Here is a 12,343-nt window from a genome sequence, read left to right as displayed (position 1 = left end):
AAATTTTGAATATTTGTGATTAATCTCAACTGAAATTATTTAATTCTGATTTCAAAAGAAAATGTTTCTTACCAACACGGATTGTTTTTAAATCTCCGTTTTTAATCAGTTTTCTGATTGTAGATTCAGAGATATTCATCAACAAACAAACTTCTTTTATAGTAAGGTATGTTTTCTTCTGAACATCTTCAATAGAAACCACTTTAAGTTGTTTGAGTTTTATCTCCGTTTGAAATTCTTCTTTTGATTTTTGGAGTTTCTCCTCCTTTACTTTTTTCTTATAATCCTTTTGATTACATCTGTGAGTACAATACTTTGTAGAGAATGTTTTAGCGATGAATTTCTCTTTGCAGAAGATACAAATCTTCTCAATCCTAATGTTACTGCTCATTTGATACTTTCCGATTTTCTGTATGTTAATAATCTCTCTCAGTATTTAGCGGTATTTGCGTGTATCTACGATTATTTACCGTTTAAATTTCCCTTAGAGTATCCTAAAATTCATTTTTTTAGAGATTAAAAACAACGGAGTATCACAATTAGTGGTATAAAAGATGTCAACAAATGTCAGAAAATGTCACTTAATACTTTCTGAATTTCCTTTATTAATGCGGGTTGTATAGTAGAAATATGGTACTTAGAAAATGGCGATTACTTTCCGATACAAAACTTAGAAAAAATATTCCCCAAAACCTCGTCATTGCTGAACTCCCCAGAGATCTCACCAAGATGTTCCAGCGCATTTCGCAACTCATAAGCCAAAAGTTCGGTTGTGATTTTAGAACTCACAGCTTCCTCAACTTTTTCTACCGAATCAAGCGATTTCTTCAAAGCTTCAAAGTGGCGTTGATTGGTGATAATGACGTTGTTCTCTTCGGAGTTCAAATGTTCAACAAACGAAGACAACTCGTTTTTCAGATCCTGAATATTCTGATTTTCAACCGCCGAAATCTTTATAAAATCAAAATCAGTCTCAATCTCTTTTCGGAACGCTTCTTCCACAAGTTCATATTTCGTCGGAAGCACTTCATCGATTTTTGTCGCACAGATGATTAGTTTCAAATCCTCTCTTAACAAAGGTTTCAAAATTTCAAAATCCTCAGAAAAATCCTCCGTTGACGCATCTGCCAAATAAACCAAAACATCCGCAGAATCCACTTTTTCCTTGGCCTTTTTCACACCAATTGCCTCAATCTCATCCACAGTTTCACGAAGTCCAGCTGTATCAATCAGTCGGAAAGCATTACCTTTGATGTGCAAAATCTCCTCAATCGTATCACGCGTCGTCCCCGCAATATTGCTCACAATCGCTCTCTCTTCTTTCAGCAAAGCATTTAGCAAGGTAGATTTTCCTGCATTTGGTTTCCCGATAATCGCAACCGCTGTTCCATTTTTGATCGCATTTCCATATTGAAAACTGTCAATCAAGGAACTCAATTTAACTTCAATTTTATTGAGCAACTGATTCAAAGCCGACCGATCCGCAAATTCCACATCTTCCTCTGCAAAATCCAATTCCAATTCTATCAGCGAAGTAAAATTCAAAAGATCGTTCCGAAGAACCGAAATCTCCTGCGAGATCCCACCTTTCAGCTGATTCAGAGCCACTTTTCTTGAAGCTTCGTTGTCAGATGCAATCAGATCAGCGATAGATTCTGCTTGGCTCAGGTCAATCCTTCCGTTCATAAAAGCGCGCATCGTAAATTCACCGGCCTTCGCCATCCTCGCACCATTTTTTATCAAAACCTCCAAGATTCTTTTGGCAATGTAGGGCGACCCGTGAAAAGAAATCTCCACAGAATTCTCCGTCGTAAACGTCCTTGGCGCGTGGAAAACCGACAGCATCACTTCATCTATCACCTCATTTTCCTCCTTTATGAAACCATAATGCACCGTATGCGAATCCACTTTTTCAAGGTTTTTGCCCTCAAAAATTTGGTTCACAATTTCAAAAGATTTCTCCCCAGAAATCCTGATAATCCCAATGGCTCCTATTCCGTTTGCCGTGGCCAATGCACAGATCGTGTCCTGATTCATCCCGCAAAATTACGAAATTAAACCCACTCCCAAACTCAAACCCTCCAACTCTCAAACTCTATCTCCCATAATTAGGAGCCGGGAACCTGCTGTCCACTATATCTTTTTTGTCATTGCGATCGACGGGAGTTTATCTTGATTCAGGCCTGCGTCGCAATGCCAAAAAAGGATGCCGTTCCCATCAGGGCTATGGGTTTTCTTATCCAATCAACTATTCATTTTCATTTAGAAAGTTTCCTTTAAAACACAAAAAAGCCATACGCAAAAATGCGTACGGCTTCTTACTAACAATTTTAAACATTTATCTATTATCTATCTTCAAACTCACGGGCATTACGTAAGTTGTCGCCATCATTTTAGAATTTATTTTATCCGCATCCACTTTGTAAATGAGGCTTGCCAAAACATTCTCCAATTCTTTGCTCACGTTTTTGCAATCACCGTTTGCGTGGATGTTTGTAATCTTTCCATTCTCCGCAACACTGAATCTCACATCCGAATTGACAATCCCTTCCTTATATTCCGAAGCCGTGAAATCGAAATTATCTTTTACGAGTTTCCTAAGTTCTCCGAAAGCATCGCCAGAGCGAAGCACCACTTCCTGTATATTTTTCTCAGATTCCTGAGCTTGAGCCACACTGAACAAACCTGCCAATACAAATATTGATAATGCAACCATTTTGCTAATCATTTTCATTTCCATAATCAATTGATTTTGAGTTAATATTTATCTTACCTAATGACAAAGTTACAACATTTTAATATTCCGTTCATATTAAATTAACATTGACAGTGAAAATTTAATATTGGAATTCAAAAAAAAATTCCAAGACATTTTCACATCTTGGAATTCTAAACTAATATTTTATTAATTATTTATTTTGGCCTGGCGCAAAAGGTCTTGCGGATTTGGTTCCATAAAGCTTTTTAGCTTGTCCTGGTGGCATTGGTTTCGCGCCGTGTCTTGGATGCTTTGGAGGTTTCGGTGGTCTTGGCGGTGCAACACAAGAAAAACTAAGAAGGAAAACACCAGTTGCTAAATAAATTTTTAAAGATTTCATAACTTTTATTTTTACGATTAATGACAAAATTGATACCATTTGAAAATTATTGGTGAAGTAAGTTGTTCATATTTGTTTTTTCTAATGATAATCGATAAATTTGATTTTACTGAATTAAAAAATATCAATATGTCCATCACCAACGAGTCAGAATTAATCGGAATGCAAAAGGCAAGCGAAGCTGTAGCATACGCTTTGAAGGAAATGAGAAACTTTGCCAAAGCAGGAATTTCTACCAAAGAATTGGATGATTTTGGTGGAAAAATCTTAGAAGAGATGGGCGCCAAATCTGCTCCGTATCTGACATATGGATTTCCTGGTTACACTTGCATTAGCGTGAATAATGAGTTTTGCCACGGGATTCCGTCCGAGAAAACGATTCTGAAAGAAGGCGACTTGATTAACATCGATGTTTCTGCGGAGCTGGATGGATTTTGGTCAGATAATGGCGGTTCTTTTGTGATTGGCGAAGACATCAACCAACATCAAAAACTGATTGACGCTTCCAAAGAAATCCTGCAGAAAGCAATTTCCAATATTAAAGGTGGCGTGAGAATCTCGGACATTGGTCATCTGATGGAAACCGAAGCCAAAAAACGCGGTTACAAAGTCATCAAAAACCTGACTGGACACGGCGTTGGCAGAAGTCTGCACGAGGAACCACACGAGATTGCAAATTACCGAGACCGATTCAATACTCAGAGATTCAAGAAAAATTCTGTCGTGGCAATTGAGACTTTCATTTCCACAACTTCTACGATTGCTGACACTCAAAAAGATGGCTGGACAATGGTTGGAAACAAAGGTGGTTTTATGGCGCAACACGAACATACGATTGTTGTAACTGAAGGAAAACCAATGATTTTGACCGAGGCGAACGGGATTTATAATTAAAAATATCAAACAAAAAATGTCACTCCACTTGGACTGACATTTTTTATTTATTTACAAAGTCTAACTTCTAAAATCTAAGCTCTAGCTTCTAATTAAGTTACATTTCTTTCTTCAAAAACTTCGCCGTCAAACTTTTTTTGGATTTGATAATCTGCTCAGGCGTTCCTTCCGCAATGATTTGTCCGCCGTGTTTTCCACCTTCCGGACCAACATCGATAATATGGTCTGCTAACTTGATAACGTCCATATTATGCTCGATGATGATGAAAGAGTTTCCTAATTCCACCAATTGATTGATGGCCTCCATCAAAACTTTTACATCTTCAAAATGAAGTCCGGTTGTCGGTTCATCCAAGATATAAAGCGTGTTTCCAGTTTGTCTTTTGGAAAGTTCCGTTGCCAGTTTCACACGTTGCGCTTCTCCTCCACTCAAAGTCGTGGATTGCTGACCAATCGTGATGTAACCCAAACCAACATCCTGCAAAGTTTTCACTCTGATGTAGATTTTTGGAATCGGCTGGAAGAATTCTACCGCTTCATTGATGGTCATTTCCAGAACATCAGAAATCGATTTTCCTTTGTAACGCACTTCCAGAGTTTCACGGTTGAAACGTTTTCCGTGGCAAGTTTCGCAATGAACGTAGACGTCGGGTAAGAAATTCATTTCAATGACTTTCAAACCGCCACCTTGGCAAGTTTCGCAACGTCCGCCTTTTACGTTGAAAGAGAATCTTCCGGCTTTATAACCACGGATTTTACTCTCCGGCAACTCCGCAAAAAGATTACGAATATCTGTGAACATCCCCGTGTAAGTCGCTGGATTTGAACGCGGTGTTCTACCAATCGGACTTTGGTCAACATCTACGATTTTGTCGATATTATCAATCCCATCGATGCTTTTGTAAGGCAAAGGTTCCTGAATCGCTCTGTAAAAATGGCGGTTCAAAATTGGATAAAGCGTGCCATTAATTAAAGACGATTTTCCACTTCCGGAAATCCCCGAAACGACCACCAATTTCCCTAATGGAATTTCAAGGTTGACATTTTTAAGATTGTTTCCAGTTGCGCCTTTCAAGACAATTGATTTTCCGTTTCCGGCTCTTCGTTCTGCTGGAATTTCGATTTTCCGTTTTCCAGTCAGATAATCTGCTGTGATTGTATTGGCTTTTTTGATGTCTTTTGGATGACCTTGCCAAAGAATTTCTCCACCGAATTTCCCCGCTCTTGGACCAATATCCAAAACGTGGTCAGCTTCCAAAATCATATCTTTATCGTGCTCCACCACCAAAACCGAATTCCCGATGTCACGAAGATGTTTCAAGGAATTAATCAATCTTTCGTTGTCACGTTGATGAAGACCAATTGATGGCTCATCCAAAATATAAAGAACATTTACGAGTTGAGAGCCAATTTGTGTTGCCAAACGGATTCGTTGAGATTCGCCTCCGGAAAGGGTTTTCGAGCTTCTGCTGAGACTCAGATAATCCAAACCGACATCCAGAAGAAATTGCAATCTTGTTTCGATTTCTCTAAGGATTTCGTACGCGATGATTTTATTTTTTTCGCTGAAAGTATCTTTTACATCGGCCAGCCATTCTTTCAAATCTAATAAAGAAAGGCCGTTGATTTCCGCAATATTTTTTCCATCAATCTTGAAACTCAAACTTTCCTGACGAAGACGCGCACCTTTACAAGTCGGGCAAACTTCCTCTGTTGTGAAATTTCTTTCGACCAAAACAGCATCATAATTTTCACGTTCGTCCACAATCTCTTCAAGAATATGAACCAAACCTTCGAAGTTGATTTTGATTTTTTTTGAGATTCCGGCGTGTCTCAGTTCTTTCGTAATGTCTTTGTTATGACCATAATAGATGTATTCCAAAGCTTCTTTCGGAATATCTTTGAAAGGCGTTGTCAAACTCAAATCGAAAACTTCTAGGATTAATTTAATCTGAGAAAGAATCCATTTGTTGGATTTGATTTGCTCCAAAGGTAACAGTGCACCTTGATTGATTGACAGTTTATCGTTTTCGACGAAATAGTCGGTGTTCACTTTTTTAACCGTTCCAAGACCTTTGCACGTTTCGCAACTTCCTTTCGGTGAGTTGAATGAGAACGTATTCGGTTCCGGCAAAGCCATCGAATCTCCCGTGATGTCGTCCATCAAATTCTTAGAGAAAAAATGAATTTCTTCACTTCCCATTTCCTGAATGGCAATCAAACCTTCGCCCATATCAGAAGCTGTTTTCAGGGATTTCTGCATCCTCAGTTCCGTCGCCGATTCTCCGATAATCCATCTGTCCACCACCACTTCCACGTCGTGGGTTTTGTAACGGTCGAGTTTCAAATCATATTCGATGTCTTGAAGAACACCGTCGATTCTGGCTTGCGAATAACCTTTTTTGGAAAGATGAATGAACAGTTCGTGGTAATGTCCTTTTCTGGAACGCACAACAGGCGACATCAGATAGACCTTTTTTCCTTTGAAGTTTTCTTTGATGGTTTCCAGAATCTGGTCTTCCGTATAACTTACCAATCGTTTTCCGGAACTCATCGAATAAGCATCAGAAACCCTTGCAAACAAAAGTCTCAAATAATCATAAAGTTCGGTAATAGTTCCAACAGTTGAACGTGGATTTTTGTTGGTCGTTTTTTGTTCGATGGCAATTACGGGAGAAAGTCCTTCAATCTTGTCAACATCCGGACGTTCCAATCCACCAAGAAACTGTCTTGCATATGCAGAAAACGTCTCGATGTAACGCCTTTGCCCTTCCGCAAAAATGGTATCAAATGCGAGGGAAGATTTTCCACTTCCGGAAAGTCCAGTGATGACCACCAATTCGTTGCGTGGGATTTTGACGGTAATGTTCTTGAGGTTGTGTTCTCTAGCGCCGTATATTTCGATAAATTCCTGATTATCTTTCATTTATAGATATTCATTTCTTTTTTAAAGGTCAAATGGAATCGCTAATTTTTATTGTTTTCTTCACTTTTTAATGACAGCGATTACATTGAAAAGTCCAATTCTGGGAAAACGCAAATTTACGGAAATTAATTGACGATTGCACTTTACCTTAATCCAAGTTTAATAATATTTAACAGAGTTTTGGACATAAATAAATTTTTGATAAACCTATCTTTGCGACTTGAAATAAATTAAAAAAATGAAACGTATTTTATCAAAATTCACATTTGCTGTTTTAATATTCTCATCGTTCTACTGCTTCGCTTGGGGATTGACGGGACACCGTGTGATTGCAGAGATTGCGCAACATCACTTGAGTTCGAAAGCAGAAAGAAAAATCAAGAAACTTCTGGAAAATCAGAAATTGGCCTACTATGCGAACTGGCCGGATTTCATCAAGTCTGATACTACTGGCGTTTGGAAAGAAACGTCGTCCTGGCATTATGTGAACATCAACGCACAAAAGAATTTTCAGCAATTCAAAGATTCTTTGGAGGCTCAGAAAAGTCCGAATCTTTATACACAAATCGAAAGTCTTGCGACGAAAATCAAAGATAAAAACACATCGGAATCTGATAAAAGAAATGCTTTGATTTTCCTGGTTCACTTAGTGGGCGACCTTCATCAACCGCTTCACGTAGGCCGTTTTGAAGATTTGGGAGGAAACAAAATCAACGTGACTTATTTTGGACAAAACACGAATTTGCATTCACTTTGGGATTCGAAAATGGTAGAGGACAGAAAATATTCTTACACGGAATTTGCCAATCTTTTAGACATCAAATCAAAAGATGATGTGAAAAATATCCAAGGCGGAACTTTGCAAGATTGGTTGTATGACAGTCAGAAAATTGCTAATTCTATCTATTTTCACACGCCGAAAGATTCCAAATTGAGTTACGATTACAATTACCGTTTTGAATCGACTGTTGAAAGACAATTGTTGTACGGCGGATTGCGTTTGGCGAAAGTGCTGAATGATGTTTTCGGGTAAATTAATAGAAAAGTAATTTAAGCTCGCGCAGATTTCATAGATTTTCCAGATTAATATAAATCTTTAGAATTTGCTTAATCAGCGAGAAAAAATTATTAAATAAAAATTATTTTAACAAGTCCAATTCCAACAGGTTATTGGACTTTTTTATTTCTTCCTTCAACCGTTTTTCTCTTTCGCGGAGATAGTCATTTTTGTTGACCATTTTTCCATTATCATTAACCTCTTCCATCTCACTCAAAGTTTGCCGAATTGACTTATTCGGGTCGTCTCTGAATTCTTTTAAAATCCGTGTATACTTTTCCTGAGACACATTTTGATTGGTTCCGAAATCGAAAACAAAATTATCATCTTTTGCATTGATACTTTTTAATTTCTGAATTCCAGCCAGCGTAAAACTATGAGAATTAGTAGAATCGTAAATCTTTAAAATAAGTCCTGGCAAACCTCTGAATTTGTACGGACCTTCCTGAATTGGAATTTCCGTCGTGAACCAAGCTGTCCATTTTCTGCCGGCAAATTCAGTTTCTGCTTTTTGGATTTTAAAATTTCCTAAAACATCATTTTCAGGTAAAATTTTCCAATTTATAACTCTATCATCTTTGACATTGTATTTTACCTGACCAATTCTTGAAATCATTAAAACAGAAAAATCAGGATAATTTTTGATGATAAAGTACAAGTTTTTACTTTTTTTAATTTTTAAATTTGAATCAGAAATCCCTTTGTCAACATTCGATTTTGAGATTGAATCATATTTAAAATTATCGTAGCTGTAGAATTTCGAAAATCTGTTTGAGACATCCAGAGCCATCAGTTCAGACTCAATTTTGTCACGATTGAGAGAATCCGAAACAGATTTGTATTCGTAAAGAAATCGTTGGTTTTGGGATTTCAGATTGAAAGAAATGGTGAGTAAAATAAAAAACAGCTTTAATCTCATTCGAAAATCATTTCAAATAAAGATAAGAAAATTTTAGTCTAATTTTTTAATCATCCAAAGATTACAGCCAGAATGCCCTGAGTTGCCCAATGGTTTTTCTAAATATTGAAAGCCTTGTTTTTCATAAATAGAAACTGCTTTGCTAAATTCCGGAATGCTTTCGAGATAAACGTTTTTATAACCTAATTCTTCAGCTTTTTCAAGACATTTTTCGAGTAATAATTTTCCAATTCCTTTTCCTCTTGACTCTTTTGAAAGGTAAAATTTGGCGAGTTCAGTTGTATCATCAGGCAAATTGTCGGTTGGAAAAATTCCACAACAGCCTAAAATCAAACCATTTTCCTCTACTACAAACAAAGCTGATTTCTCAGTTTGAAATAATGAATATAAATCATCTGTCGTCGGGTCAGAATAAGCAGTTCCATCAGTGCAACTTACTTCAAAATCGTGGAATGCTGTTCTGATAATTTTGGCAAGAATGGCGTTGTCTTCAGCTTTGTTTTCTCTAATGATTACTGACATTTTTTTGAGAATATTTTAAATTAACCAAGGATATTTGTGATAAATTCCGTCCAAAAGCATTGCAAGAATTCCGAAGAAAATCCAAAGTCTTAATAGGTTCAATGATTTAAATTTATCATTTTTCTGATTTCTGAACAACATATAAACTGTTCCCAAAATCACAACCATTGTCAGTAGAAAATACCAAGCAATAATATTTTTAAAGCCAATTCCAACACTTAGAATTAATGAAACAATCAAGGTAATGATTAATAAAATTAATAAAATCGACCTTGTGTTTTGAAATCCCAATCGGTTCGCAATCGTCTCGTAACCAAACATTTTATCGGCATTTCTCGTCAATGTATCTTTTGTAACATCGATGATGAAAAGCATTAGGAAAAGGAAGATTGCCAAAAACAAAATCTTCAGCGAAAACGTCTGATAATAAATCAACATTCCGAAGAATGGATATAGCGTCAACGCTACGAAAGTGAAGTTATTAAGGACAATAATTTTGCTGAGTTTGTGGCTGTAAAACCACATCAAAAACTGATAAATCAAGAAGAAAATAAAAACCCGATGCGACACAAAAAACGCCAATCCAAGCGACAATGCGTTGAGAATGACATAAGCGGTCAAAAAATATTTCTCCTTGAGGAAATTCTGCAATCTAGACCGGAAAGGTTTGACCAACTGGTCTTTTTCCTTATCATAAAACCGATTGATAATTCCGCCTGCTAAAATGCTGAGAACGGAACAAATGATGATAAAATGAACTTTATAATCGAAGACAAAATTTCTGAAACTTTCTTCGCGATTGAACAGGAAAAATGTCGAAACGTAAAGTGCAAATGTGAGTAGAATCGCAACAAAAAAACGAGCACCCAACAGAAAACCCATCAACTGAGAAACACGGTACAGGGCATTTCGGGAAGCAGGTTTCGTTTCGTTGGTCATTTTAAAGTTCTTTGTGCGTAAGCTTTTGAGTATTATGAAAACACTTCGACTCCGCTCAGTGTGACAACGCTTATACTAATAATGTTTTTTTTAGAGCTGTCAGTCTGAGCAGAGTCGAAGACTTTTATATTTTATTGATTTTAAATAATTTAGAATCTGTAAATCACTTCTTTGTGAAAACCTTCCAACATTTTCTCCGCCTTTTCGTAATCTTTGGAAAAGCCAAGAATATAGCCTCCGCCTCCACTACCACAAAGTTTGAGGTAATAGGCATTGGAATCGATTCCTTTTTTCCAGATGTTGAAAAGATTTTCCGGAATCATCGGACGGAAATGTTCGTAAGCCCAAACCGATAATTTCTTTAGGTTTTTGAAAAACGGATTCATATCTTTTCTAAGGAAAGCGTCGATGCAAGCGTTGTTGTAACGGATGAATTCTTCTTTCAAAGTCTTGCGGAAACCTTCATTTTTCAATTTTTCAAAGAAGATTTGAATCATTGGCCCAGTTTCGCCAATCGTTCCAGAATCAATCAGGAAAATTGCGCCTTTGCCTAACTCTTCTGCTGGAATGGAAACTTTGTCAACGCTGTCTTTGCTTTCAATCAGAATCGGAAGATTCATAAAACAAATCAACGGGTCGATTCCTGAACTTTTTCCGTGGAAATAACTTTCCAACTGACCGAAAATCATTTTCAAATCCTTCAGTTCGTTTTTGGAAATCGTATCAGGTTCTCTTTTTGTGAAAGAATATTTTTCGAAAATCGCGGCCACCAAAGCGCCTGAACTCCCTACTCCATAACCTTGCGGAATATTGGAATCGAAGAACAAACCTTTTGCGATGTCTGCTTTGAAAGATTGTACGTTGAGTTTAAATTCCTCAGGCAATTCCAAATCCAAAAGATAATTGGAATATTTTTCCAGAGATTGGTTGGATTTCTTTTCAAAATCGTTGTCCAAATCGGAAAATTTGAGTGTTCCTTTATAAAAACTGTACGGTAAAGTGAGCCCTTGAGAATCCTCAATAATGCCATACTCACCGAAGAGAAGAATTTTAGCGTAAAATAAAGGGTTTGTCATAGTGTGTTTTGATGTTGCAAATTTACAAAAAATAAACTATTCGACTATTATCAAAAAATGAACCGCGATTTTAAATTTTTATTAATAATCCAAAATTAATCTGATGATGGATACAATTTCAAAAATCCTTCGTAAACGCTTTTGTGCAAAATGGTTGCGTGGTTGTCGTCCTGCATTAGATTATATTCTAATTTCAGTTTCTTTTTTCCTGAATTTTTGAGAATTTGAAAAAGTGAATCCGCATCTTTCACCATTGTTTTATGTTCATTTTTCCCGACAGAAACATAGACAAATCTTTCTTCATCTTTTTGTGGGGAAAGTAATGAATTAGCCTTATTCAAAAGACTTTCATCGTCCCACCAAAGACTTGGACTGATGATGAAATAATGGGTGAAAAGTTCTGGCTTTTTCAATAAAATCTCAGTTGCCAAAAGTCCGCCCAGCGATTGACCAATGATGTATTTTGTCTTATCTGTCTTATAATTTTTATTGATGAAAGGTTGCAATTCTTTTTCAACAAATTCAATAAACTTGTCGGAATGTCCTGTTGTAGGATAATCTTTCTGCAAATCCTTCAAATCTGTATGGAATGTGAAATCCCTTTTTCTATCAACGTTCGCAATACCAACAATGATGAAATCCGGCATTTTGAACTGCATATTGAAAAATTGCTGAAGTCCGACCAAATGCAGGAAATCCTCATTTATACTTCCGTCCAAAATGTAAATGACAGGATAACTTTTCGTCTTGTCATAAGTCTGTGGAAGATAGATATTCAGTATTCTTTTTTCATTAAGAATCTTAGAATCCAAAGTGATTTTCTTTCCAATAATCAAATCTTCTGAAACCGAAGTTTGAGCGTTGAAAGCTGTAAACAGTAATAAGAACAGGAAACCTAATATTCTCAAAATG

At 36.7% G+C, this 12,343-nt stretch carries 12 protein-coding genes; 2 read left to right on the top strand and 10 right to left on the bottom strand.

All coding sequences use genetic code 11. The features are described 5' to 3' along the window. Nucleotides 1-25: 25 nt before the first annotated feature. From IO90_RS07845 to IO90_RS07830, 4 genes are all read right to left on the bottom strand, one after another. Nucleotides 26-391 carry a helix-turn-helix domain-containing protein gene (locus tag IO90_RS07845; protein WP_034965600.1) on the bottom strand — a complete coding sequence of 122 codons (366 nt, stop codon included), beginning with the start codon at nucleotides 389-391 and terminating at the stop codon, nucleotides 26-28. A 260-nt stretch (nucleotides 392-651) separates the two neighbouring features. Beyond that, complete coding sequence (mnmE, locus tag IO90_RS07840) at nucleotides 652-2,037, bottom strand: tRNA uridine-5-carboxymethylaminomethyl(34) synthesis GTPase MnmE (protein WP_034965598.1); 1,386 nt, start codon at nucleotides 2,035-2,037, stop codon at nucleotides 652-654. Between the two features lie 301 nt (nucleotides 2,038-2,338). Next, nucleotides 2,339-2,740: a hypothetical protein gene (locus IO90_RS07835; protein ID WP_034968713.1), complete on the bottom strand. Its 402-nt coding sequence runs from the start codon at nucleotides 2,738-2,740 to the stop codon at nucleotides 2,339-2,341. Between the two features lie 169 nt (nucleotides 2,741-2,909). Beyond that, nucleotides 2,910-3,098 (bottom strand): hypothetical protein, encoded by a 189-nt coding sequence (locus tag IO90_RS07830; protein ID WP_034965597.1) that lies wholly within the window; start codon nucleotides 3,096-3,098, stop codon nucleotides 2,910-2,912. Between the two features lie 129 nt (nucleotides 3,099-3,227). Here IO90_RS07830 and map point away from each other — a divergent pair, with 129 nt between their 5' ends. Beyond that, nucleotides 3,228-3,992, top strand: coding sequence for a type I methionyl aminopeptidase (gene map, locus IO90_RS07825; protein WP_034968711.1), 765 nt, complete (start codon nucleotides 3,228-3,230; stop codon nucleotides 3,990-3,992). Nucleotides 3,993-4,089: 97 nt separating this feature from the next. Here map and uvrA read toward each other — a convergent pair whose 3' ends face one another. Next, entirely contained in the window at nucleotides 4,090-6,918 is a 2,829-nt protein-coding gene (gene uvrA / locus IO90_RS07820) for an excinuclease ABC subunit UvrA (protein WP_034965595.1), read from the bottom strand. A 238-nt stretch (nucleotides 6,919-7,156) separates the two neighbouring features. Here uvrA and IO90_RS07815 point away from each other — a divergent pair, with 238 nt between their 5' ends. Continuing rightward, nucleotides 7,157-7,951, top strand: a complete 795-nt coding sequence (locus IO90_RS07815; RefSeq protein ID WP_034965594.1) for a S1/P1 nuclease — start codon at nucleotides 7,157-7,159, stop codon at nucleotides 7,949-7,951. 106 nt (nucleotides 7,952-8,057) lie between these two features. Here IO90_RS07815 and IO90_RS07810 read toward each other — a convergent pair whose 3' ends face one another. The 5 genes from IO90_RS07810 to IO90_RS07790 all read right to left on the bottom strand — a co-directional run bounded on the left by IO90_RS07810 (nucleotide 8,058) and on the right by IO90_RS07790 (nucleotide 12,339). After that, entirely contained in the window at nucleotides 8,058-8,894 is an 837-nt protein-coding gene (locus tag IO90_RS07810) for a GLPGLI family protein (protein WP_034965592.1), read from the bottom strand. Between the two features lie 33 nt (nucleotides 8,895-8,927). Next, nucleotides 8,928-9,416 carry a GNAT family N-acetyltransferase gene (locus IO90_RS07805; protein WP_034965591.1) on the bottom strand — a complete coding sequence of 163 codons (489 nt, stop codon included), beginning with the start codon at nucleotides 9,414-9,416 and terminating at the stop codon, nucleotides 8,928-8,930. Nucleotides 9,417-9,431: 15 nt separating this feature from the next. Continuing rightward, complete coding sequence (locus IO90_RS07800; RefSeq protein WP_051878411.1) at nucleotides 9,432-10,355, bottom strand: UbiA family prenyltransferase; 924 nt, start codon at nucleotides 10,353-10,355, stop codon at nucleotides 9,432-9,434. A gap of 149 nt (nucleotides 10,356-10,504) precedes the next feature. Next, nucleotides 10,505-11,431 (bottom strand): mevalonate kinase, encoded by a 927-nt coding sequence (locus IO90_RS07795; RefSeq protein WP_034965590.1) that lies wholly within the window; start codon nucleotides 11,429-11,431, stop codon nucleotides 10,505-10,507. 95 nt (nucleotides 11,432-11,526) lie between these two features. After that, on the bottom strand, nucleotides 11,527-12,339 hold the full coding sequence (locus tag IO90_RS07790; protein ID WP_228374658.1) for an alpha/beta hydrolase: 813 nt from the start codon (nucleotides 12,337-12,339) through the stop codon (nucleotides 11,527-11,529). Nucleotides 12,340-12,343 lie beyond the last annotated feature (4 nt).

The sequence above is a fragment of the Chryseobacterium sp. FH1 genome (assembly GCF_000735135.1).
In the GTDB taxonomy this organism is placed as follows: domain Bacteria; phylum Bacteroidota; class Bacteroidia; order Flavobacteriales; family Weeksellaceae; genus Epilithonimonas.
Note: the sequence above shows the minus strand (reverse complement) of the source record. Positions and strands in the feature narration are given on the sequence as shown.